Annotated in this window: 15 protein-coding genes; 6 read left to right on the forward strand and 9 right to left on the reverse strand. The window is 62.3% G+C overall.

Annotated features, from left to right (window positions below; translation table 11 throughout):
* Window positions 1-59 precede the first annotated feature (59 nt).
* The 3 genes from EK416_RS15680 to EK416_RS15690 are packed head-to-tail and all read left to right on the forward strand — an operon-like array spanning window position 60 to window position 3,068.
* Window positions 60-1,541 (forward strand): sensor histidine kinase, encoded by a 1,482-nt coding sequence (locus tag EK416_RS15680; protein ID WP_281023893.1) that lies wholly within the window; start codon window positions 60-62, stop codon window positions 1,539-1,541.
* Window positions 1,538-1,975, forward strand: coding sequence for a response regulator (locus tag EK416_RS15685; RefSeq protein WP_210211007.1), 438 nt, complete (start codon window positions 1,538-1,540; stop codon window positions 1,973-1,975). The genes EK416_RS15680 and EK416_RS15685 overlap by 4 nt, the downstream gene beginning before the upstream one ends.
* Entirely contained in the window at window positions 1,968-3,068 is a 1,101-nt protein-coding gene (locus EK416_RS15690) for a response regulator (protein WP_127079128.1), read from the forward strand. The genes EK416_RS15685 and EK416_RS15690 overlap by 8 nt, the downstream gene beginning before the upstream one ends.
* A gap of 50 nt (window positions 3,069-3,118) precedes the next feature.
* On the opposite strand, the gene EK416_RS15695 is transcribed toward EK416_RS15690, so the two are convergent.
* From EK416_RS15695 to EK416_RS15725, 7 genes are all read right to left on the reverse strand, one after another.
* Complete coding sequence (locus tag EK416_RS15695) at window positions 3,119-3,379, reverse strand: anti-sigma factor family protein (RefSeq protein WP_127079130.1); 261 nt, start codon at window positions 3,377-3,379, stop codon at window positions 3,119-3,121.
* A gap of 194 nt (window positions 3,380-3,573) precedes the next feature.
* A complete protein-coding gene (locus tag EK416_RS15700) occupies window positions 3,574-4,011 on the reverse strand; it encodes a hypothetical protein (protein WP_127079132.1) in 438 nt (145 codons plus the stop codon).
* A 766-nt stretch (window positions 4,012-4,777) separates the two neighbouring features.
* A complete protein-coding gene (locus EK416_RS15705) occupies window positions 4,778-5,230 on the reverse strand; it encodes a cache domain-containing protein (RefSeq protein ID WP_127079134.1) in 453 nt (150 codons plus the stop codon).
* Window positions 5,231-5,300: 70 nt separating this feature from the next.
* A complete protein-coding gene (locus EK416_RS15710) occupies window positions 5,301-8,576 on the reverse strand; it encodes a GH36-type glycosyl hydrolase domain-containing protein (RefSeq protein WP_127079136.1) in 3,276 nt (1,091 codons plus the stop codon).
* Window positions 8,573-9,892: a glycoside hydrolase family 15 protein gene (locus EK416_RS15715; RefSeq protein ID WP_127079138.1), complete on the reverse strand. Its 1,320-nt coding sequence runs from the start codon at window positions 9,890-9,892 to the stop codon at window positions 8,573-8,575. The genes EK416_RS15710 and EK416_RS15715 overlap by 4 nt, the downstream gene beginning before the upstream one ends.
* A 45-nt stretch (window positions 9,893-9,937) precedes the next feature.
* On the reverse strand, window positions 9,938-11,170 hold the full coding sequence (locus EK416_RS15720; protein WP_164730058.1) for a glucoamylase family protein: 1,233 nt from the start codon (window positions 11,168-11,170) through the stop codon (window positions 9,938-9,940).
* A gap of 147 nt (window positions 11,171-11,317) precedes the next feature.
* Window positions 11,318-13,000 (reverse strand): ABC transporter ATP-binding protein/permease, encoded by a 1,683-nt coding sequence (locus EK416_RS15725; protein ID WP_164730059.1) that lies wholly within the window; start codon window positions 12,998-13,000, stop codon window positions 11,318-11,320.
* 205 nt (window positions 13,001-13,205) lie between these two features.
* On the opposite strand from EK416_RS15725, the gene EK416_RS15730 reads away from it, so the two are divergent.
* Together EK416_RS15730 and EK416_RS15735 are read left to right on the forward strand one after the other, a co-directional pair.
* Window positions 13,206-15,332 carry a glycoside hydrolase family 3 N-terminal domain-containing protein gene (locus tag EK416_RS15730; RefSeq protein ID WP_127079142.1) on the forward strand — a complete coding sequence of 709 codons (2,127 nt, stop codon included), beginning with the start codon at window positions 13,206-13,208 and terminating at the stop codon, window positions 15,330-15,332.
* A gap of 48 nt (window positions 15,333-15,380) precedes the next feature.
* Window positions 15,381-17,834, forward strand: a complete 2,454-nt coding sequence (locus tag EK416_RS15735; RefSeq protein ID WP_245434078.1) for a phosphoketolase family protein — start codon at window positions 15,381-15,383, stop codon at window positions 17,832-17,834.
* A gap of 720 nt (window positions 17,835-18,554) precedes the next feature.
* Here EK416_RS15735 and EK416_RS15740 read toward each other — a convergent pair.
* The gene (locus tag EK416_RS15740; RefSeq protein ID WP_127079144.1) at window positions 18,555-20,777 is read right to left on the reverse strand and encodes an amylo-alpha-1,6-glucosidase; all 2,223 of its coding nucleotides are present in this window, start codon (window positions 20,775-20,777) and stop codon (window positions 18,555-18,557) included.
* Between the two features lie 159 nt (window positions 20,778-20,936).
* Here EK416_RS15740 and EK416_RS15745 point away from each other — a divergent pair, with 159 nt between their 5' ends.
* A complete protein-coding gene (locus EK416_RS15745; protein ID WP_127079146.1) occupies window positions 20,937-21,155 on the forward strand; it encodes a hypothetical protein in 219 nt (72 codons plus the stop codon).
* Window positions 21,156-21,259: 104 nt separating this feature from the next.
* Here EK416_RS15745 and lon read toward each other — a convergent pair whose 3' ends face one another.
* Window positions 21,260-23,671 (reverse strand): endopeptidase La, encoded by a 2,412-nt coding sequence (gene lon, locus EK416_RS15750; RefSeq protein ID WP_127079148.1) that lies wholly within the window; start codon window positions 23,669-23,671, stop codon window positions 21,260-21,262.
* Between the last annotated feature and the right edge of the window lie 13 nt (window positions 23,672-23,684).

Genomic DNA, 23,684 nt, shown 5'->3' on the forward strand with positions numbered 1-23,684 from the left:
CACATCGTGTATCTTTCATCGACGGCCGACATTCGGTCGCGAAAAAGAGCATGGGCGCGATGAAGGGTGTGCGCGACATCGTTTCGCTTTTCAGCGAAAGCCGCCGCGAAGCAGCGCTTCTGGGCGCGGCGGCCATTGTGCTTATCATTCTCGCCGCATTTTCCTTCTGGTTATCCCATCGCCTTGAAAACGATGCGCAAAAAGCCGCCGAACTGAACCGCTACAGTGCAAAGCTCGGCCGCGCCGCTCGAATAATGCGCACCGTGGAAAGCAGTCAGCGCGGTTTCCTGCTTACGGGAACGGAGCAATATCTTCGGCCTTACAACGAGCTGCATTCGCAGCTTCTTCCGCAAACGAGGAGATTGATCGAGAGCGCGCCGGAAAGCTTGGAGGGAGGGGACCGCCTGGAAGTTCTGCTCGATCTGATGACTCGCAAGGCCGACGAGATGGCCGCCACGGTTTCCGACGCGACGAGCGACCGGCGCGACGCCGCCCTCGCGCGTCTCAAGGACAATTACGGCATCAAGCTTTCCGAACAAATCGAAGAACACATCACCGCGTTGCAGGATGAGGCTGCGGAAAAGCGCGAGGAAATCGAAACGACCGCGGCAGAGCTGCGGGAGAAAAAAATCATCGTCGATGTCGTTGGCGGTGTCGCCATCCTGGCCTTCTCTTTTCTTAGCATCTGGTTCCTGATGAGGTCGAACGCGGCGCTGGTGAAAGCTCACGGTGCGCTTGAACGAACGAACAACGACCTCGAAGATATTGTCATGCACCGTACAGCGGCGTTGCAGCGCGCGAACGACGAAATTCAGCGCTTTGCCTACATCGTGAGCCATGACCTTCGCTCGCCGCTCGTCAATATCATGGGGTTCACGTCCGAGCTGGAAACGCTTCGCAAGGAATTGTTCGAACGGCTGGAGAAGGCGAACGCGCTGGCGGACACGGACGTACTCGGCAAGGATTTCGACGAGGCTTTCGGCTTCATCAAAAGCTCGATCGCCAGGATGGACCGGCTGATCAACGCCATTCTGAAGATTTCCCGTCAGGGAAGCCGCCCGCTTCACTCCGAATTGATCGACGCAAAGGCCCTCGTTGAAACGGTCGTGTCCAACGTGGCTCATCAAGTTCGGGAGAAGGATGCCCAAATCACGATTGGCGATTTACCGCCGATCCTCAGCGATCGGATGTCGATGGAGCAGATTTTTTCCAACCTCATCGAAAATGCCATCAAGTTCCTTAAAAACGACGGGCACGGAGAAATAAAGATAGAAGGATACTTGCGGGGTGTTGACGTCGTATATTCGGTTTCCGATAATGGCCGCGGTATCGATCCACGCGATCATCAACGGATCTTCGAGCTTTTTCGGCGGGCAGGCCCGCAGGATGTGCCCGGCGAGGGGATGGGTCTGGCATTTGTGTCCGCACTGGTGCGGCGTCTTGGCGGGTCTATCGCCGTCGAATCCGTCTTGGGAAGCGGAAGCACTTTCAAGTTGACGTTTCCCGGCACCATTGCGCAAAATAGAGGGATGGCCGCGTGAACAAGCCTGTAACAATCATCATGATCGAAGACGATCATGGACACGCCCGCCTCATTGAGCGGAACATCAGGCGCGCCGGCGTAACGAACGAGATCACGCATTTCGAAGATGGGTCGTCGGCGCTCGAATATTTCAGGCGTATCGAGAACGAACCGGCTGACATGAACCCGATCCTGGTGCTGCTCGATCTGAACCTGCCCGATATGTCTGGCATCGACATTCTTGAATATCTCAAGAACGACGGCCACCTTCGCATTGCGCCCGTGATCGTTCTCACGACGACGGACGATCAGCTCGAAATACGACGCTGCTACGATCTCGGTTGCAACGTCTACATCACGAAGCCCGTCGATTATGAGCAGTTTGCAGTAGCCATACGGCAGCTTGGCCTGTTCTTTTCCGTCATCAAGGTTCCGGACCCGCTTAATGCCTAACAAGAATCCGCGAATCCTTATCATCGACGATGATGAAGGCTTTTGCCGGTTGGTTTCAAACCGTCTTGAACGCAACGGCTTTTCCGTCGTTTCGGCCTATTCGGCGGCCGCGGGCCTCAAGGAGAACGCAGCGTCCGAATTCGATGTCGTGCTGCTCGATCACGTCCTCCCTGAACAGGATGGCCTGACCCTCCTTGCCGCGCTTCAATCGCGCTCGAACGCTCCGCCCGTCGTCTATCTCACCGGAACGCAGGATAGCCGTGTCGCTGTCGCCGCGTTGAAGGCGGGCGCGGCGGATTATGTGGTTAAAGACCTCCACGGCGATTTCCTGCTGCTGCTCGAAAACGCGATCACCAACGCAATGTTCACGACCGCCCTCAAGCGCGAACGGGAACGGGCCGAGGCCGCCGTTCGCACGGCTCGCGACGAGTTCAAGGCGCTGGCGGAGGAACGCGCGCTGCTGCTGCGCGAAGTCAACCACAGGGTCAGCAACAGCCTGCAACTTATCGCTTCGCTGCTTCACTTCCAGGGGGATGTAAGCGGCAGCGCCGATGTAAAAGCAGCGCTGAAGGAGGCGAACGGCCGCGTGCTGGCGGTCGCGCGCGTTCACCGCTCCCTTTACACCTCGTTTGACGTTCGATGGGTGACACTCTCGGAATATCTGACGAGCCTCATTCGCGATCTGGAGGATGTGTCTGGCGGCGAAAGCTCGAACAGCGTCATTTCCTTCAGCGGTTCTCCCATCCAGATTTCTCCCGACGCAGCCGTCTCGATTGGCATCGTGACCACCGAACTAATTCTCAACGCGCTCAAGCATGCCTATCCGAACGGGCGCGGCCAGGTGCGCGTATTCATTCGGGTACGCGGGCCGGAGGTCGATCTTGTGGTTGAGGATGACGGGGTGGGCACCAAGGACGATCCGCTGGAAAGAAAAAACCGGCGTGGGCTTGGTCAGCGCATCATCGCCGGAATGGCGGAAAAGCTGGAAGGCGCTCTTCGATACGAAAAACTGTCACCTGGAACGAGGGCCACGCTGACGTTTCCCATCGGCGAGCATATTCGTGTTCTGGAAAGCGAGAAGGTGCTGACCTGAAGGAGCGGTCAAAGATAACGGCGCGGCGTTCGCTGTTGGAGGCAACCGCGCTAGCTCCTTTCGAACTCCGCAATCGCCTGCAGAAGCGCTTCCGGTACGGGCTCCGCGAGAATGTCGGTCCCGATCTTCGCGAGTTGCTCTTCAATTTGCCGCATCTCCGCGACTTCCGAAGCGAGCGCGGGATTGTCCTTGAGAAGGGCCTCAAACGCGGCGAGCTCTTCTCCCAGAAGCTCTCCGTCGAGGTAGGCCGACACGATCAAGGGAAGCCGGTCGTCTCGAAAAGCTTCCGACGACGTATCGTCGGGCTCCAAGATAGGCTTCGGTTGCTTTCTCATTTGCATGTTACATACGAGGTTTAGATTTCGGTAGCCAGACGAACCAAACATGCCGACCGAAATTCTGTTCCCTCGCCAGCCCCAGAATAGCGATAACCTGCAGACCTTGAGGCAATAAAGCCGCAAAGGCAAGCCCTCCGGGCTCACTTTTGGTTAACGTTAAGGTGCCACTAGTTCGTGGCGTTCCCTGAACTTGTCCTGTTGTCACGCAGCCGCTTGTCGCGCCGCGGATTTTTTACCCGCCCCTGGCCTGTTGGCCCTTCACGGTTTTCGGACAGGCGCCGATCGTTTTTCGGGTCTTTGACGCGGCCCTGGCCGGTCGGTCCTTCGCGGTTGGTCGACAGGCGCCTGTCACGCTCGGGATCCTTGACGCGGCCTTGACCGGTCGGACCAGGCCTGTTCTGAGCAAGTCGGCGATCCTGAGAGCTGTCCTTGACGCGGCCCTGACCCGTAGGACCCGTGCGATTTTGTGCCAGACGCCTGTCACTGGTCGGGTCTTTGACGCGGCCTTGGCCACCTTGCTTGACGCGCGCGGTCGTATTCATTGCTGCTTTCTCGGTCGTACGTCCGGGAATGATCCCGTCGTTTTGTTCTTTCCCGGCAGACATGCGGGTATCCAAGTCTCCATTTCGAGCCGGGGCTGTATTATTTCCCCTAAAGCGAGTTGAGAAAATAGACAACCCGTATATCGGCAAATCACTGTCAATCGATTATTAAATATCGAGTAGTTTGAGCATGAGATTCAGGTTATATTAAAAATTGGTATTTACTATGCAGCGTTGAGCGCGGCATTCCTCTTTTCGATCTCGCCGTAGTTCCAGTCGAAAATCTCACTCACAACATGAGGATACAGGCGAAATCAGGTGAAGAATATGCCGACCCATAGCAGTTGGGTCGCAAATTTCCGCACATTACCGTGATTGGAAAATAACGTTGAGGCTAGCTTGGTTTCGCAAATAACTCGGTTTTGTTGTCGGTGACGCCCAAAGGCGAGGGACGTTTTGACGCGTCGACTGTATACCAGCACAAAAGTCGATGCCAGCGCTTTGTGTATACCCTTCGGTCAGTGAACGCGTTGAATGTGCACACGTTTATCGCGGAATGCTGGTCTGACCAAACACAATTCTTTTACCGATGCCGTGGATCGGTCGTCGCTATATGAGCGCGCTTTAACGCAGGCTTATCTGAAAAAGCCTCACGCCGTCGTGCCGCGTCTGATTTGCGGCATGGCGCTGCAAGAAGCGCCACCCCTGGCCGTTGAGACGCGGCGGTTCTGCACAAAAAAAAGCGCCGAGGACAGGCCCCGGCGCTCCAATGGTCTCGATTCGATGCCACGCCAACACCCCGGCGGGGGTGCGGCCTCAAGGCAGGATATCACTTGTAGTAGCCGACGCCGCAGATCTGGCCGCCCGCCTTGGTGACGAACGTCACCTTCTCCACCGGCTCGGTCTGGCCGGGACGCGGGAACCAATAATCGACCTCGGCGAACTTGCCGTCCGCCGCATTCTTGATCAGCTCTTCGCCAAGCTTCTTGCCCTTCTTGTCGACGAGATCGGAAAGTTTTGTGCCGCGCAGCTTCTCATTCGCATGCGCCGTGAAGACGTTGTCAGCGCCGCCCGCGCAGAAAACATAAAGGTCGCGGTCGCGAAAACCGCCGGTCGGATTGTTGAAGTCTTCGATTGCCTTCTTCTCGTCGGCCTTGACCGCAGTTACCGCCTTTTCGAGCAACGCCTTGGCTTCTGCGGCAGTCCCCGACGCCTGAGCAAGCGCACCGCCCGTAAAAGCGATCGTCGTTGCGAAAATGCCTGCCAAGAAAGAACGAAGCATCTTTTCCTCCCATTTTGATTATCTGGTTTGATGCAGTTCTTATAGACAGGAGCGCGGGCGGTGCTTCAACCTAGACCATAGACTTACCACTTTCGCGGGAACCTTTGCGACCGGCGCGCGTATCGCTGTTGAGCGTGAGAACGACGGTTTCGCCGGGTATGGGCGCGAAAGGCGCGGCCACTTCATCGCCATAACTGCGACGAAGGCCCGCAAGGTGGCGTATCAGGAGATCGAGATACAGGCCCGGTCCGCCGGAGTAGATCCGCCAGCCCGCCTCGGCCGCGGTGTCGCCCGCTCGCACGCGTTCCCACTCCGCGCTCGCCTCGTAACGGTCGGAGAAAGCCGCGTCGCTGCTGCTCGCGTAACAATTGCGTTGGCGAAGCGCCGCGTTGCCGACTGCTCCCGCCACGGTCACGGGATTGACGACGCGAAGGCCCCACCAGAACGCTTCGTCGTCGCCCATGAGCGCCATCGCCTCGCACCAGCGCAGATGCGCGTGGACGTACATCTGACCCACCTCGCGCCCGAAAAACGGCGACGACTCCGCGCGGCGGAAGATGCGTTCCTCGCCGCCGTAATAAGGAAGCGGCCGATCCATCAGGCGCACCCCGTCGGGGAAGTTGAGATGCTCGCGGATGAGACCGAGATGGGTGCGCGCCTGTTCAGCCGTGAAGAGACCGCCCGAGATCGCGCAATTCATCGGGATGAGCGAATAGGAGACGCCCGTCTTCTTGTCGCTCGGATGAAGGAGAAGCTCGGGCTCCGCATCCGCGCCGTCGAAAATCGCATAACCCGCCACCACGCCATCGCGGATGAGCCAGCGGTTGAAGTCCGCGCGGATCGCGCCGGCGAGCGCGGCGAGCCGCGCCGCATCGTCGCCATTGCCGGCGAGCGCCGAAAGGACGGCGTATCGTGAGACCTGTTGGAACAGAAGCGCCGCCGTCCAACTGCTCGCCATGCGCTCGGCGAGCGACGCGTCGGCGGGTTGCAGGGTGTCGTTCCAGTCGCCCTCGCCATAGCGCGGCAGATGCGTGCCCGGCAGGAAGCGCGCCTCGATCTCGGCAAGCTCCGCCGCGAGGTGATCTGACACGCTCGACGGCGCGGCCTCGGCCTCTCGCCATCCGACCGGCTCGGACAGAAACGCGAAATCCTGCGTCGCCTCAATGTAATCGCACACGGCCTTGAGCGGCCACACGATCACATCGCCATGGCTCGGCACGCCCGCGATCCAGGCATAGCGGTCGAACATGAACCATTGCGGCCAATCGCTATCCGTCTTGCTCTGACGCGCGATAACGCGGCGCAGAACCTCTTTCGCGGTCTCGTCGTGATGGAAGGCCAGCAGGAATTCCATCGGTCCCTGGCATACGTCGCGCGTGCCCCACGCCGCGCCCGAATATTGTTCGAGGCCGTGCGGCGCGGTGAGGTGGATAATCGCATTATGCACGAGCCACGGCAGCAGCGTGTCGAACGCAGCGATGTCGGTGTCGCCGGACTGGAGCCGCGCGCCGCGTGTGACGCTCGCCCAGAAGTCCTTCGCCGAAGCCAGCATGGCGCGGGTGTCGATGCCGCCCGCGTATTTCGCGGCGAGACGGTCCGCATCCGCAGCGTCTGTCATCGAACCTGTGACCGCGAGGCGCAGCGCATTGGTCGGTCTGGTTCGCAGGGCGATGAACGGGCCCCCCCGCGCGGCTTCATCCTTATAAAGAAGCTCGTCACCGCCGATGGCTTCGACGGCTTCTGGCGTGCTGGTGGTCAGGTGATAAACCGCATCCGGGTATTGCTGACCCCAGAGCGATTCCGGGTCGGGCCGGAAAGCGGCGCGCTTTTCAGCTTCGTCGATCTCGACGCAGCCCGCATGCGCATAGTCGAACTCGCCGAGCGTCAGATTGCCGAACACGAGGAGCCGCACCGGCGCGCCTTCGACAAGCACCTCGATTTGCAGCGCAGCGTCTTCGCCGGTCGACACCGCGCGAACCGCGATCGCGCCGCCATCGTGCTCATAGATCCAGCGCGCATCGGCCAGCCCCATCTCGAAGCGCGACGGCAGCGTGAGCAGCCGCCATTCGCCGCCGATCTCGGCCAGCACGCGAACGCCGCTCCACCGCGTGATGTTGTACGGGTCGCGCGACACGGAAAACAGCTTGTGAAACGAGGTGTTGCCGATGGTGAGCTGCGCCGCGAATGCGCCATGCATCCACGCGGTGGCCGCGAGCGTCGTCTCTTGGGGCAGAAGGCTGCCGCCGCTGCGAAGGATCGTGCCGTGCCGGCGTTTCACGAGCCGGTCTTTTTCCGTCAGCACGACGTGGCGGCTTTCCGCGCAATCGCCTTCGAACCAGGAGAGCAGCCGTCCGCTCCACCATTCCGCATGCTTTCGCTTTTCGTCGTCGCGCCCGGCATCTTCGCGGCAGGCGAGCGGCCGCGCATCGCGGAGGATGTCGCGCACGGGCACGCTGACGGCTACCTCGCGCGGGAAGAACTCGCTCGCGGCGCCTTCGGCGGAATCGATGCGCGAAAGGTCGGCGTAGCTTGTCGGCGCGGCATGGTCGGCATCGTAGACCGCGAAGAAGGTCCAGGTCGCCGTCTGCCCCGGCTGCAATTCCGCCGCGCTCGACTGCACGATGGCGCAAGCCGTTTCGTACTGAAGTCGCTCGCCGGGCAGACTTTCGCCGAACGGCAGATCGAGCGCCGCCGCGTCGCGATAGGCCGGGCCAAACACTTGCAGCGCATCGGTCGCGAAGCTCGCCGCGCCATCGAAGCAGCCGTGCGCCACCCAGGGATGACGACCGCCATCCTGCGTCATGTTCTGGCGGCTCATGATGACCGGGCCGAAACGCGGATGCCGCTCCACCGTATGGTCGATATATTGCGAGGCGTAAGCTTCGTTGCCCATCACGAAGCCGCGCGCGCCGAGGCCCAGATCCTGCACGAGGATCGCATCGCAGGGCACTTGGCCGCCGCCCGCGTTCGTCACCTCCACGCGCCAGAGCCAGAGGGGCTGCTCGGGATGCAGCCACAGCGTGACGCGATGCGCGAGCCCGTTCGTCTCGCCCGCCCACACGAACCGGTCTTCGTACGCGCCGAAGGCGACATGCGCCCCCGGCCCGACGATCTCCACCGCGCGCGGCGCGGCGCCGCCTGTGCGCAGCAAGATCCGCATGATGCCGCCGCCGACGGGCGAGCCGAGAACCTGATTGACGAGGATGCGGCGCGGGCCGTCCTCATGTTCGATGGCGAACAGGCACCCATTCGGCAGTACGGCGATGCGAAGGCCCGCCGCGTTCGCGATGCGCGCGAGGCCGAGGCCCTCTTCGCGCGGCGTGCGGAAGCTCCTGGTTGCGGTCATGATCGGGCTCCAGCTTGTGAAAGCGCAGCTTCACGCGCCGCCCATGCGGTGACGAAACCTGCATAACTCCATGTAAGGTCTTCGGCGGACGTCGGCTCGCCGGTCGTCTGGTCGAATTGTTCGGAGAGATCGCCCGAGGCGGGGATGAAGTTGCGCACGCGGGCGAGGATCGCGTCGCCGCTCGCGATGTGTTCCTCGCTCTCGCTCGGCACCGCGACGGCCAGCCGGTAATGATATTCGGCGGCAGCGAAGGTGCTGATATACCACGCGCCGCCGCTGATGTAGGTGTCGCCCTTGTAGCGGCCGAACATGATACCGGACGAACGACCCGCATTGATCGCGTAAGTGTCCCGGAACATCGCCTGCTGCCAGAGAAACGTCGTGCGCACGCGCGGATCTGCGACGCTGTGCGGACCGCTTTCGAGACCGGCATGCACCACGCCGAGGATCAGCGAGAAGTCGAGCGCCTTCTCGTCAGCCTTCTCGCCTCCCGGAAGGCGGCTGCGGAGAAGCCCCCCGCTTTCGTCCCAATAGCGATCCAGCAGATCGGCGAGTTCGTCGCGCCGTGCCGCAAGCTCAGCCGCGAAGGCCGCTTCGCCGCGCTCTTCCGCCCAGCGCGCGCCGTGACGCAGCGCCGCGTACTGCGCAATCACCGTGTTGTAATGCTGCGCCCAGTCTTCTTCCCAGATGTCGTAGCAGGGCGCGCCCGCGTTTCGCGCGGTGTAGGCGAGGTCGCCCCGAATGAGCGCGTCCGCCGCAGCGCTTCCGATCCCGTCGTCGGCGAAGCGCAGACAGGTGAGCGCGCGAAGCGCCGGGCCGTCGTTCTGCGGGCGGTGCCAGTCGAAATAGTCGATGGTGCCGTCGGCGTTGAAGCGCACGTCGCCCGGCACGCGGGCACCATGCACGGCGGAAAGCTCCTCGTCCGGGCGGATGTATTTCAGATGATCGGCTTGTGCGCGTTCGCGGAAACCGCCCGCCGCCACGAGCGCGCGGCCGTCGATGGCATTGAGTCCAAGGCTGAAGCGCACGAAATCGTGGTAGCGGCTCACCCACGCATCCGCATCGAGGCCGCGCCGGATGAACACGCGCGTCGCGTCGATGACAAGCGCGCTGTCGCGCAACCAGTGAAAGAAATAGTCGAGCTGCGTCGAGGCCGCGCTCGCGAGAACCGAACCCTGCGCAGGCCGCACCGTCTGCCCGAAGCCCGCCCGCTCCTTCACAAGCGACGTGGCCGAGATCGCCCGCGGGATCTTCGCCGCGGCGTGCCGCACAAGCGCATCGCCCCAGCGTTCGAGCGAGGTTCCGGAAGCCGTCATCGTCCCATCTCCTTCTCGCGTGAACCGCCGCGCTTGCCCCTGCCGTCAGGCGACGAGCGGTTCCGCCGTGAAGCCCAAAACCTCAAGTCCCGGTTTCACTTCCGGGCAACTCATGAACAGCCGCCACAAGAGCCCGCTTCGATAATTCTCGATCATCGCGATGATCGGTCCCTGATTGATCGCAAGGTTATCCTCGGCGACCCAGCCGACCGTTTCGTTAAAGGCATCCGCGAAGCCGAAACGTCCCCAGAGGCGCGGGCCGAGATCGAAATAGAAGTGGCGCAGCGCAGCGAGCGAGTGCGCGGGCGTGTAGGGCAGGCTCGATAGCGCGGCGGTGGGCGCGATCACGCCCTCGTCCTGATCCGGCGCGAAGGCGCGGTAACCCTTGTTGCCATCGCTCGCGGTCAGGCCCCATGCCTTCGGCCCATAGCCCTTGAAGCCTTTCGGGTTGGCGACGCAATAGCTGTAATTCACCAGCGTGTGCGCGTGGTTCTGCTGCCAGTAGTCCGCGTAGCGGTCGCGAAGGCCGCGCGGGTCGAGGCCGAGGAAGGAGTAATGTGCGAAGAAGAGCGGGCCCCCGAGATCGGGGCCGAGCGGCAGTTCGACGCCGTAATAGTCGCGGCCGTTGCGGAACACCTTACCGCGCGCCCAGCCCTCGTGATAAGGTCGCGCGTCGATGGGGTAGGTGGGCGACATCGCGGCGAGCACATAGGTAATGAGGCACTCATTCCAGCCCTCGATGCGCTGGAAAGCCTGATGCTCCTTCGTCGGCAGCCAGTGCCAGAGCATGATGTCGTCGTTCTCGACATGCGCTTGCCAGTTCACCGCGCGCCACAGAGCGTCGATCTTCGCGGCGAGCGCGCGCTCCTCCGGATCACCGTTCGCGAAATACTGGCGCGCGCAAAGGAGGCCCTGCACGAGATAGGCCGTCTCCACCACGTCCGCGCCCGCATTGTCGGACCAGAGCGAGATTTCCCGGCCCGTATTGCCGTCGATGTAATGCGGGAAGACACCGTTATATTGTTCGGCGGTGTCGAGGAAGCCCAGCATCGCGGCGAGCCGCTCAACGGCCTCGCGGCGCTCGATCCAGCCGCGTTCCGTCGCGACGATGATCGCCATCACGCCAAAGCCCGTTCCGCCGATGGAAATCAGATCGTTTCCCGTAGTGCGATCCGGGTTGCCGCGATCGCGGGCAAGCCCGCAATTCGGGTGCGCATAGTCCCAGAAATAGCGGAAGGTCTGCCGCTGCACGAGATCAAGCAACGCTTCGTCGTCCATATGGTCAGGCGTCCAAGGCTCGCTATGCACAGTCACCTCGCTTTGCGCAGTCTCTCAACCGGAAGTAACCGCACTTTTGGCCTTCTTCCAAGCCGGGTCTGGTAACAAATCCTGCCATGCCGGCGCTCTGGCGAAAATAGCGCGTTTTCAGGCGTGCTCGGGCGTTTCACGCAACTCGCCATTCTCAAGCCTGAGCGGCATGTGCAGCGACGGCGGCGCGGTGCACAAGTCGACCTTCCGCGTGTAGAAGCCATTCCCGGGATCGAACCGCCCGACGCTGATAAGAGCCGTGTCGGCGAGTTCATGCGTGAAAATGGAAGCTGCAAGATTGCGGCTCTCATCGTCGAGTTCGACGATGGATTCGTCCTGGATGATCCATTGCGGCTTATAGAGAAGCATGTTGGCGAGCAACAGGCGGCGCTGCTCGTCGAGTGCAAGCTCCTTTTCCCAGCGCCGTTCGACATTCAGGTCCGCAGAGAGCTTCCCGAGCCTCACGCGCTCAAGCGCCTTGATGGCTTCTTCGTCGTCGATTTCCTCAGCGGGGCGGGGATAGGCGAGAGCTGTCTTCAGGCTAGCGGTCGGCAGATAGATCGTATCCGGCACGAAGGCCACGCGCTGGCCGGCCGGATAGCGGATCGTCCCCTTGCCCCAGCCCCAGATGCCTGCGAGCGCCTTCACGAATGTCGTCTTGCCCGACTTCGGAGCGGCAGAGATCAGAACGCGCTCGCCGGGGGCCACCCTCACGAGCGGTTCGCTCAACGAAACGCGACCGCTCGGGGCGTAAACACAGAGCTTTTCGAGCGTCACCGAATCGTCGGGGCTTTGCTCGTAACGGATGTGCGATGTCTTGCTGCTCTTCTCTTCGAGCGTTTGCAGCGCTGTCCGGTAGCCGATGACGCGCGCGAGCATGGCGCGCCATTCAGCGATCGTGGGAAAGCGGTCAACATACCACCGAAGCGCCGCCTGAACCTGACCGAAAGCGCCGACGACCATCATCAGGCCGCCCAGCGAAAGCGAGCCGGAGAAATAGCCGGGAGCGGCAAGAAGCAAAGGCGCGAGAAGCGCGAGCCAGCCGTAACTGCCCGTCACCCAGCCGAGCGCCGCGAGCCTGTTCGCGATCTTCTGCATGATCGTGAGCACGGTGTCGACAGGGTGGCGCAGAAGTTCGCGCTCGGCCTGTTCGCCGTGCATGAGCGCAATTTCCTCGGCCGATTCGTTCACGCGGACGAGATTGATGCGGAAATCCGCCTCGGCGACGCGCAGATCGGTGTGCGCGGCGATGAGCGGTCGACCGACAAGCCAGGTGAAAAGCGAGCCGATGGCCGCATAGCCGATGGCGGCCCAGACCATGTAGCCCGGAATGGTGAACGCCTTGCCCTCGTAGACGAACACAACCTGCGCCGACAATCCCCAAAGCACGCCGACGAAGGCGCCAAGCAAGAGGGTGGACTGGATCAATCCCACGACGAGATCGACTGTGAGTTCGCAAAGCCGCCGCGTGTCTTCCTGAATGCGCTGGTCCGGATTGACGCTGATCGCGCCCGTGAGCGGCAGTTGAAACGCGCGGCGAGGCGAAAGCCATTCCTTCAGGAGGTCGAAGGTCACAGCCTTGCGCAATCGCACCTTCAGCGTTTCATGCAGCCAGGTCTGCGCGACGCCCAGACACAGCAGCGTGCTCACGATCACCAGGAAGATGACGACCTCATTCATGAAGATCGACAGATTGCGGGTGCCGATAGCGTCGTAGATGTTTCCTTGCCACGTATTGAGGCGAATCTGAACGAGCGCATTCGCTGCAATGACGGCGGTTATACCCCCACCAAACAACAAAAGACCATTGCGCGCCTTAGGACCATCTATAATTTTCCAAAGAGAGCGTATCTGACTATATACACTTTCCTGAGGCGCCGTCTCATTTTGCTTCACGGAAGACATACTTTCTAACACGCTCGGAAGAAGGGGGGTTGACCGGCTTTGGCGGTCCTTATAATCCGTAAGTCGAAGATTGACCACCCAAGGGCCAAGGCTGCGTTCGATGACGGAAGACGCTGCACGGATCGAAGGCCTGCTTCGGGCTATGACCCTCGAAGAGAAGGTCGGCCAGCTTACGATGATAAGGGCCGATTTTGACGCGGCCGGTTCGACGCTTCTGGCGCCGAAGCTGGCCGATATTGCGGCGGGCCGCGCGGGCAGCGTTCTCGATTTGCGTGGCGCGAGCGCAATCCTTATGGGGCAGAAGGCTGCCGTAGAAAACTCCCGCCTGAAAATCCCGCTTCTCTTCACGCTCGACGTGCTGCACGGCTATCGCACGATCTTTCCCGTACCGCTCGGCGAAGCGGCGGCCTTCGATCCCGACTTGTGGACGCGCACCGCGCGCGCGGCGGCTGTCGAGGCGGCGGCGGATGGCATCGCGCTGACCTATGCGCCGATGCTCGACGTGGCGCGCGATCCGCGCTGGGGCCGCATCGTCGAAAGCGCGGGCGAGGATCCATTTGTGACGGCGCGCTTCGCCGAGGCGAAGGTGAAGGGCTTCCAGACGGACGATCTCGCGCGCAGCGACGCCGTGGCGGCAACCGCCAAGCACTTCGCGGGCTACGCCGCCGTCAATGCGGGGCGCGAATACGCTTCCGCCGACTTCTCGCAACGCACACTGGAAGAGGTTTACCTTCCGCCCTTCGCCGCCTCCGTGAATGCGGGCGTTGCGGCCATCATGCCAGCCTTCATCGAACTGGCGGGCGTGCCGCTGACCGCGCATCGCGCGCTGCTGACCGGCGTTCTGCGCGAACGCTTCGGCTTCGACGGCGTGCTCATCAGCGATTTCTTCGCCGTGGCGGAACTCATCAGGCACGGCGTCGCCGCGGATGCTGCGGAAGCGGCGGCGCTCGCGCTGAATGCGGGCGTCGACATCGACATGGCGAGCGGCACCTACACCGAAGGGTTGCCGGATGCGCTCGGGCGCGGTCTCGTTCGCATCGAGACCATCGACGCCGCCGTGCGCCGGGTGCTTGCGCTGAAACTCGCGCTCGGCCTTTTCGAAAAGCCGTACGCGCGCGGCGAGGGCGCACTTGCGCCCGCAACGATCAAGGCGCACCGGGCGCTTTCCCGCGAGGCCGCCCGGCAATCCGTCGTGCTCCTGCAAAACAACGGCGCGCTGCCGCTCCCGGCTCAAACGAGCCGCCTCGCCGTCATCGGGCCATTGGCTGACGCGCCAGGCGAAATGCTCGGACCCTGGCGGGCGGCGGGCGAAGCGTCCGAAACGGTGAGTTTCCTCGCAGGTGTGGAGACTGCGTTTCCGCAAGCTACTGTATTCCACGCGAACGGCGGAGATATCCCCGCCGCGCTCGAAGCCGCGCGCGCATCGGATGCGGTGCTTCTGTTCCTTGGGGAAACCGCCAACATGTCGGGCGAGGCCAACAGCCGCGCACGGCCCGTCATTCCCGAAGCGCAGCGCGCGCTGGCCGAAGCTGTTTTCGCGCTCGGCAAGCCGGTTATCGTGACGTTGACATCCGGCCGCCCACTGGTCGCGCCGTGGCTGTTCGAGAAGGCGCACGCCGTTCTGGCAGCCTGGTTTCTCGGCTCTGAAGCTGGCAACGCGCTTGGCGACATCCTCAGCGGCGCAGCGGCGCCCGGGGGCAAGCTGCCGCTGAGCTGGCCGTTCGATGCGGGCCAGATCCCCGTCTACTACGGCGAACGACCGACGGGCCGCCCCGCCGACCCCGAAAATCACGACACGAGCAAATATCTCGACGTGCCGAACGCACCGCAGTTTCCTTTTGGCCACGGCTTGACGTACACGCGCTTCGACTACACCGAGCCGCGTGCGAGCGTCGCAACCTTGAGGCCGGGAGAGATCCTTACCGTCGAAGTCGACATCGCGAACATCGGGGATGTGGCGGGCGAAGAAATTGTATATTTGTTTATCCGCGATCCGCTCGCTTCCGTGACGCGGCCCCTGCTCGAACTGAAAGCCTTCACCAGGATAAAAGCGCTTCCCGGCGAACGCGTTACGGCGCATTTCCGTCTGGCTACGGACGCTTTTTCCTTCCCCGACGCCGACGGGAAACCGCGCCTCGAATCCGGCGAAATCGAAATCCTCACAGGCCCAGGCGCCGCCCCTTCATTGTTAAAACGCTGTCGTGTTCATATCCTAACAAACGAATAACCGGCGCGATGACCCAACTTCCTCCCCCTCAAACGGATGGTATGATACATGTCTGAATCGGAATACGAGCTTGCGAATCACACGTCTCTCGACGTGTCGGAGCTGGCTGCAGCCTTGCGCGGCCAGAACCCGCTGTTCCGGAAGTGGGCCGAAGGCTATGGTGTCGTCAAGCACCAGGACGTTACCCAGGTACGCATTTACGGGCTGGCCGAGACGCTGATCAAGGCGGGCAAGGCGAAGAACCTCGACGAGATCCTGCATAAGCTCATCGCGGCCGACCGCCTGACAAGCGCCGCGATGTGGATCGTCGTTCACATGACCTACGCGACCCGCGTCGACCTCGAAGGCCGGCCCCTCGCTCCCGAGGACTTCAAGCACGCGCCGGAAGGCCACACCGGCGGCTCGCTCAACGTCGCGCCCGCCTATGTCGGCTATTTCCTCGCGAATGCCCTGACCGGCGAAACGCGCTCATGGGTCATGGGGCAGGGACACACCGTCGCCGCCATCGAATCCGTGAACCTTCTGCTCGATAATCAGACGCCGCAGCAGAAAGACCGCTACACGCGCGACGCGGCGGGCCTGCAAAATCTCGTGCGCGACTTCTACTCCTACGCCATCGCACCGGACGGCTCGCCCGGCGTTCCGCTCGGCAGCCACGCAAACCCGAACACGGCGGGCGCGACGATGGAAGGCGGCTATCTCGGTTTCGCGGAAGTGGAATATGTCCACATGCCGCTGAAGGGCGAGAAGCTCGTCGCGATCCTCTCCGACGGCGCTTTCGAGGAACAGCGCGGCAGCGAATGGTCCCCGCGCTGGTGGCGTCCGGGCGACAGCGGGCTCGTTTCGCCGATCATGATCCTGAACGGCCGCCGCATCGAGGAACGCAGCGAGATCGAGCAGCAGGGCGGCACCGAATGGCTGAACGACCATCTGCGCATCAACAATTTCGACCCGATCGATATCGACGGAACCGACCCGGCCGCTTTCGCCTGGGCGATCCTCATTTCGGAGTTCAAGCTCGAAGGTCGCGGCGCGCTGACGCTCGCGGGCAAGCGCGATTATCCGATCCGTCTGCCTTACACGGTCGCGCGCACCATCAAGGGCTACGGCTTCCCCGGTGCCGGCACGAATCGCGCGCACGGAACGCCGCTCATCGGCAATCCGCGCCACGACGAAGCCGCACGCGCGGAGTTCAACGAGGGCGCGGCAGCTCTGTTCGTGCCGCCGGCAGAACTCGAAGAGTCCATCGCGGCGTTCAACGTCCATGCCGAGCAGCACCGCCCGAAGGAAGGCGACCATCCGATTGCTGCGCGCAATGTGGCAACGCCGACTTTCCCCGAACCCGTGTGGTCCGAGGTCGGTGGCGACGTCTCGCCGATGGCGGCTGTCGACCGCTTCTTCGTCGATCTCGTGAAGGCGAACCCGAACCTTCGCCCACGCGTCGGCAACCCCGACGAACTCGGCTCGAACCAGATGAGCCAGACGCTCGCGCATCTGAAGCACCGTGTGAACGTGCCGGAAGAGGGCGTGCCGGAATCGACCGAAGGCGCGATCATCACGGCGCTTAACGAAGAGGCCGTGATCGGCGCGGCGCTCGGCAACAAGGGCGGCCTCAATCTCTCGGTCAGCTACGAAGCCTTCGCAGTCAAGATGCTCGGCGCGCTCCGCCAGGACATCATCTTCGCGCGGCACCAGAAGCATATCGGCAAGAAGCCGGGCTGGATCGGCGTGCCGGTCATCGCCACGTCGCATGCGTGGGAAAACGGCAAGAACGAACAGTCTCACCAGGATCCAACGCTCGCCGAGGCGCTGCTCGGCGAAATGTCGGACACGTCGCGCGTGCTGTTCCCGGTGGACGCGAATACCGCCGTCGAGGCTTTGCGCACGATCTATCGCGACCATGGCACCATCGGCACGCTCGTCGTATCAAAGCGCCCGGTGCCGTCGCTCGTTTCGCCGGAACTCGCGGTAAAGCTTTATGAGAAGGGCGCGGCGACGTACTCGGGCGATCTCGCGTCAGCGGACGTTCAGTTGATCGCGCTTGGCTCTTATCAGCTGGTTGAGGCCATCAAGGCCGGAAAGCGGCTCGAAGCGAAGGGCGTCAAGGTGGCGATTACGATCGTCGTCGAGCCGGGCCGCCTGCGCGAGCCGCGCGACCACGTCGAAGGCAAGTTCGTGCTGTCCGATGCGGAACTGGAAGCGCTGTTCCCGGCGCGACTGCCGCGCGTCGTCGTCACGCATACGCGGCCTGAGCCCATCATCGGCGTGCTTCGGCGCATCGACGGCGGCCCGAAGCACCTGCGCGTGCTGGGCTACGTCAATCGCGGCGGCACGCTCGACGCGGCGGGCCTCCTGTTCGCCAACTACTCGACCTGGGCGCATATCGCGCGCGCGGCGGCGAAGCTCATCGGCAAGGACGCGCACGAAGTCCTGAGCGAGGAAGAAGTCCGTACGATCGACGGGCACGGCAATCCGCATCTCGTGATGCATGCCGTGATCTGACGGATTTGAGGCGGGATGTTCGGTGGTCCCGCCTTTCTCAGACCGGAAAAATCCTGATCGAGGAAGGGCGGGGGTAATGTCTCCGCCCTTCTTTTTTCATGATCGCGCAAACCGTTGCAACTACGCAACGCCCCGTGGAACACCTCGCAATATTCCGATGCTTTTCGCGCCTTTTCAAACAATGAAATTGCCACCAAAAAAACCTGAACACGTTCTACACATGACTTGGTGTATTCTTTGTTAATAAAAAAGTGACGATTTGTTCCTATAAAGCCTCTCATCGATGCAAGACCTGCATCTCTGAAGCAAAACGGAGCACATCATGAATATTCTCTTTGACGGCCTCTCTTCCATCTTCGCCTTCATCAAGGAAGAATTCGATCTCGACCCCGCCAACCTCTGGCTTCGCTAAACATCAGCAAGATCGAACATTCTACCGATACTCAGGTTCGCACGGCGAACGATGCAGAGCTCCAGAATTTGTATCCGTTGCGTTTAAGCAGCGACGGCGAGTCTTCAGACCTCGCCAAGGGACAGTCGCTTTTCTGAATTGAGACCGTCGAAAGCAGCAAACCGGCGATTACCGGCCGCCCGATCCGGCTCCTGCTTTCGTGATTGCCGCGCTTTCCGCGGACCGCGGCGCACACAACAGCCGAAAATCCGGCGCGAGGTCGCTCATCGCGTGCATGAGCGACCGCCACATCATTTTGCCCGCCGCACTCACGCGGCGGCGCTGTCGCCCTCATCGAGAAGAACGGCGATATTGATCTTCCCTGACCGTTCCAGCACTCCGACGGAGACCGTTCCGCTTGGCTCCGGCCGCACCGTGAAGCTGATCGACGCATCGCCGAGCCTCATGTTGCGAATCGTGATTTCGCCGAGCGATATCGGCACCGCCGGGTTTCGCAATGTGATTGTGCGGTTTGGCAAGCTGTAATGCAGCCCGAGTACCGCCTGAAGCAAATGGAACACCGCGCCGCTCGCCCAAGCCTGTGGCGAACACGCGACAGGATAAAGCGTCGGGCCCCGGCTCCGCCGACGCGGAAAACCGCAAAACAGCTCCGGCAACCGCCGCTGATCCATATAGGACGCCGCCTGGAGCAGCCCGTCGAAGATCGGGCCGATGCCTTGCGTCAGCCCGTAGCGGGCGAGGCCGATGGCGATGATGGCGTTGTCGTGCGGCCAGATCGAACCATTGTGATAGGACATCGGATTGTAGCGCGCCTCGCCTGAAGCGACGGTACGAATACCCCAGCCCGAGTTGAAACGCGGCCGCAACAGGTCATTCGCCACATGCCGCGCCCGTTCCTGCATCATGATGCCGGTTGCCATGGCATGCGCGGCATTGCTCGTGCGAACGCGACAGGGCTGCTTCTTTCCGTCGAGCGCCAGCGCGTATGTGCCCATGTCATCGCACCAGAAAGCGGCCTCGAACTTGAGGCGAAGAAGCTCCGCCTTCGCGATCAGCGTATCCGCGCGCTCGATTTCACCGAGAAGCTTCGCGCAATCCGCCGCCGCCTTCAGCGCCGCGTAAACGTAACCCTGCACCTCCACCAGAGCGATCGGCCCGTCCGCAAGCGAGCCGTCGGCATGGAACACCGCGTCGTGCGAATCCTTCCAGCCCTGGTTGACGAGCCCGTTCTGATTGGCGCGCGCGTATTCGACGAAGCCGTCGCCGTCCGCATCGCCCGGCCCCTCGATCCAATCGAGCGCCGCGATCACATTCGGCCAGATCTCGCGCAGAAATGCGAGGTCACCCGTACGTTCGACGTAAAGCCCCGCGAGCAGGACAAAAAGCGGCGTTGAATCGACGCTGCCATAATAGAGACCAAAGGGCACCTCGCCGAGCGCGGCCATTTCACCACCGCGCATCTCGTGCAGGATCTTGCCGGGCTGCGCATCCGCCGCGTCGTCGAAGGTGGTGGCCTGAAAACGAGCGAGCCGTTTCAGCACGCCGCGCGCCACGGAGGGGTCGAACCACAGAAGCTGCATCGCGGTGATGAGGCCGTCGCGCCCGAATGTGGTGGAATACCACGGAATGCCCGCATAGGGATATTTGCCGTCCGAGGTCTTCGTCATCAGCATGCGCAGGTCGGCGAGCGACCGGCAGATGATTTCGTTCGCCACGGCATTCGATGTGGTGACGCTGGCAATCTCGTGCGGCTTGCCCACCAGATCGCGGCGCGCGTGAAACAGGCCCCAAAGGAACGAATCGGCGGCGGGCTGCCCTTCGCCATCGCATTTGATCGCCACATAGAGGCGCTCGGTCTCGCGCGGCGCGAGCGTAATCTTGAAACGCGCCGTCGTCTCGGTCAGTTCGACCGGAGCGGGCTGGAAGGTAAGCGTCGTCTCGCGCACCTTTCCGTCGAGGCCGGTGTAATGAAGCGTGACCTTGTCCTTGCCGACGACTTTCTTCTTGAGGGAGCCGCGCGCGGGACGCCGCATACCGCGCACCTCGAACAGGTCGGCGAAATCGGCGTCGAAATGAAACAGAAGGTCGAGCGAGACCGGCTCCGCGCCATGATTGACGAACGCGTTGCGTTGCGCCAGGCCGCCATTGTGAAGATAGATCGTGCGCTTGATATGCACGGTGTCCTTGAGAAGCCCGATCCCTTCGCCGTCGACATGGATGTCGGGGTTGGTCAGGTCCGCGCGCATGTTCAGATTGTCGTCGCGCATGGTCGAGCCGAGCAGAAGCGGCATCTCGCCGTTGACGCATACCGACAGCTTCGACAGGTGGCGCGTGTCGTGCGAATAAAGGCCGCTGGCTTCATCGCTGGCGCAACCGATGTCGCCGTAATTGTCCATCACCGCGAAGCAATCGTTTTGCTTCAGAATGCAGCGCGGCCGCGATGGAGCGCCTGCCGAGGCGATATAGAACGGGGATTGCTCGCTCTCCGGTATCGTGTCGCAGGCGCTCGTTTCTTTCGGCGCATCCAGCATTCAAGACCTCTTCGTTCGCTGACGGTTAGGCCCCCCGACCCCTCTTGTTAACAAATGACCCGGCGCCAAAGCGCCGCCGCTCGGGCAATTGTTGATGCTTTTCAGGATATTTTACTGCATCATCGCATAAAACCGCGATCAGTTTCATGGGAGAATGACATGGCCTTCGAAGCGCTGAAAGCTGAACTCGATCTTCTCCTGCAAACGGTTGCGGACGCGCCGGAAGACCGCTTCGGCTTCTACATCCAGTTGAAGGAAAAACTGAACCAGGCTCGCGCCTTCGGTTACACGCCTCCGCAGGATCTGCTCGATCTCGAAGCCGAACTCGACAAGGAGTTCACGGAAGAGAACGTCGAGAAATTTCCTCGTCCGTCCTGATCGATCCAGCCGGGCTGTTGGCCGCCCGTCCAGCCCCTGCCGATGAACCCGGCGTTGCGCGCCTGTGAGCGCGCCGCGCCGAGACTTCGCGGGCAGCCTTGAAATCAATGCACCGAGGCCGGAGCTTCGGGTTGAGGCTCGCTTTCGAGCGCGGCCGCGATAACATCGTCCACCCGTTCGAGCCAGATGAAATCCAGGCTCTTGCGCGTCTCTTCCGGGATGTCGTCGTAATCGCGGCGATTGCGCGCGGGCAACATAACACGCGTCAACCCGGCACGGGCTGCCGCAGTCACCTTTTCCTTAATGCCGCCGACCGGCAGCACAAGGCCGCGCAAGCTGATCTCGCCCGTCATCGCCGTGTCGCTGCGCACCGTGCGCCCCGAAAGCAGCGAATAGAGCGCGGTGAACATGGCCACGCCCGCGCTCGGGCCATCCTTCGGTGTCGCACCCGCAGGAACGTGAATATGGATGTCGCTCTTCTCGAAAACGGTCGGATCGAGTCCGAGCGACGCCGCCCGGTTCTTCACGAGGCTAAGCGCGGCCTGAGCGCTTTCGCGCATAACGTCGCCGAGTTGGCCGGTGAGGATCAGCACCCCCTTGCCCGGTGCGCGTGTCGCCTCGATGAAGAGGATATCGCCACCGACCGGCGTCCAGGCGAGACCCGTCGCCACGCCCGGAACGCTGGTGCGCATCGCCACTTCATTCTCGAAACGCGGCTGGCCGAGGATGGCCACGAGGTCGCCCGGGTGGATCTGGACCTTTTCGCCGGGCGCTTCTGCAATGCGCACCGCGACGTTGCGGAACACCTTGCCGATTTCGCGTTCGAGCGAGCGCACACCGGCCTCGCGCGTGTAATCCTCGATGATGCCCGTCAAGGCGTCGTCATCGATGGCCGCCTGCTCGGCGGTGAGGCCGTTCGCTTCAAGCTGGCGCACCACGAGATAGCGCTTCGCGATTTCGAGCTTCTCTTTCGCCGTGTAGCCCGAAAGCTGGATGATTTCCATGCGGTCGAGAAGCGGGCCCGGGATCGTGTCCAGCATGTTCGCGGTCGCGATGAAGGTCACGCGCGACAGGTCGAACGGCACGCCGAGATAGGCGTCGCGGAACGTATTGTTCTGCTCGGGGTCGAGCACTTCGAGCATCGCCGCGAACGGATCGCCCTGAATGCCGCGCCCCATCTTGTCGATCTCGTCCAGCATCATGACGGCGTTGCGCTGGCCTGCCTTCTTGATGCCCTGAATGATGTTGCCGGGAAGCGACCCGATATAGGTACGCCGATGGCCGCGGATTTCCGCCTCATCATGCACACCGCCGAGGCTGACGCGCACGAAGGGGCGCTCCATCGCGCGGGCTATGGACTGGCCGAGCGAGGTCTTGCCGACGCCGGGCGGCCCGACAAAGCACAGAATCGGTGCCTTGCCCTGCGGCGCGAGCTTGCGGACGGCGAGATATTCGATGATGCGCTGCTTGATCTTGTCGAGGCCGAAATGCTCGTCTTCGAGGATCTTGCGCGCCTGACCGATGTCGATCGGCTTTTCATCCGGCAGCGCCCATGGCAGTTCCGTGAGCGTGTCGAGGTAGGTGCGGATCATGCCCGCTTCGGCAGCCTGCTCGGGCAAACGCTCGTAGCGGCGCAGTTCCTTCTTCGCCTGCGTCTCGACCTCGGACGGCATCTGCGCCTTGGCGATGGCTGCGGAGAGTTCCGCGATTTCATCGGCCTTGCCGTCGCCCTCGCCAAGCTGGCGCTGGATCGCGGCCATCTGCTCGCGCAGGACGGCCTCGCGCTGGCGCTCGTCGAACACCGCTTTCGTCTGACGTCCGATTTCCTGCGTGAGGCGCAGCACCTCGATGCGCTCGGACAGAAGCCGCGAAACCTTGTCCATGCGGATGGGCAGGTCGATGGTTTCGAGGATTTCCTGCTTCTGCTCGCTCGGGATGTCCATATACGCCGTCACGAGGTCGGCCAGCATCGAGCCCGACGTCGCGTTCTGCATCGCGTTGACGAGTTCCGTCGGCACCTGCGGCAGAAGCTCCAGGGCTTCGACCGCCTTCTGGCGCAGTACCATCATGCGCGCTTCGATCTCCGCTCCATCCTCCGATGGCTCGACGATGCGCTGCACATTCGCGACGAGCACGGGGCGTTCCTGCGGGAAGTCGAGCACGCGGAACCGCTCGACGCCCTGCACGATGACGTGATGGGTGCCGTCCGGCGCGGTGACGTAGCGCGCAATGTTCGCGACCGTGCCGACGCGGTGCATGTCGTTGCCGTGGGGCTCGGCGTTCGCGCTGTCGCGCTGCATGAGGATGCCGATCTGCTTTTCCTCGCGCATCGCCTGCTGAACCGCCGCGATGGAAATCGGCCGGCCGATGGAGATGGGAAAGAGCGTGCCCGGAAATATCGTCGTCTCCCGGATCGGAAGGATCAGGAGCGAGTTCGAGCCTTCGTTGGCGTCTGCCACGGTTTCGCCGGGCTGCGTTTCGGCCTCCGGCGACGGACCGGTGTTGGATTGATCCATTGTGCCGCTTCCT

The organism is Rhodomicrobium lacus (genome assembly GCF_003992725.1).
Taxonomy (GTDB): Bacteria; Pseudomonadota; Alphaproteobacteria; order Rhizobiales; family Rhodomicrobiaceae; genus Rhodomicrobium; species Rhodomicrobium lacus.

Bases quoted from the DNA above. Each gene is read 5' to 3' on its own strand.
- EK416_RS15680 (WP_281023893.1), top strand. From the start codon at position 60: ATGAAGGGTGTGCGCGACATCGTTTCGCTTTTCAGCGAAAGCCGCCGC.
- EK416_RS15690 (WP_127079128.1), top strand. From the start codon at position 1,968: ATGCCTAACAAGAATCCGCGAATCCTTATCATCGACGATGATGAAGGC.
- EK416_RS15700 (WP_127079132.1), bottom strand. From the start codon at position 4,011: ATGTCTGCCGGGAAAGAACAAAACGACGGGATCATTCCCGGACGTACG.
- EK416_RS15705 (WP_127079134.1), bottom strand. From the start codon at position 5,230: ATGCTTCGTTCTTTCTTGGCAGGCATTTTCGCAACGACGATCGCTTTT.
- EK416_RS15710 (WP_127079136.1), bottom strand. From the start codon at position 8,576: ATGACCGCAACCAGGAGCTTCCGCACGCCGCGCGAAGAGGGCCTCGGC.
- EK416_RS15715 (WP_127079138.1), bottom strand. From the start codon at position 9,892: ATGACGGCTTCCGGAACCTCGCTCGAACGCTGGGGCGATGCGCTTGTG.
- EK416_RS15720 (WP_164730058.1), bottom strand. From the start codon at position 11,170: ATGGACGACGAAGCGTTGCTTGATCTCGTGCAGCGGCAGACCTTCCGC.
- EK416_RS15730 (WP_127079142.1), top strand. From the start codon at position 13,206: ATGACGGAAGACGCTGCACGGATCGAAGGCCTGCTTCGGGCTATGACC.
- EK416_RS15735 (WP_245434078.1), top strand. From the start codon at position 15,381: ATGTCTGAATCGGAATACGAGCTTGCGAATCACACGTCTCTCGACGTG.
- EK416_RS15740 (WP_127079144.1), bottom strand. From the start codon at position 20,777: ATGCTGGATGCGCCGAAAGAAACGAGCGCCTGCGACACGATACCGGAG.
- EK416_RS15745 (WP_127079146.1), top strand. From the start codon at position 20,937: ATGGCCTTCGAAGCGCTGAAAGCTGAACTCGATCTTCTCCTGCAAACG.
- lon (WP_127079148.1), bottom strand. From the start codon at position 23,671: ATGGATCAATCCAACACCGGTCCGTCGCCGGAGGCCGAAACGCAGCCC.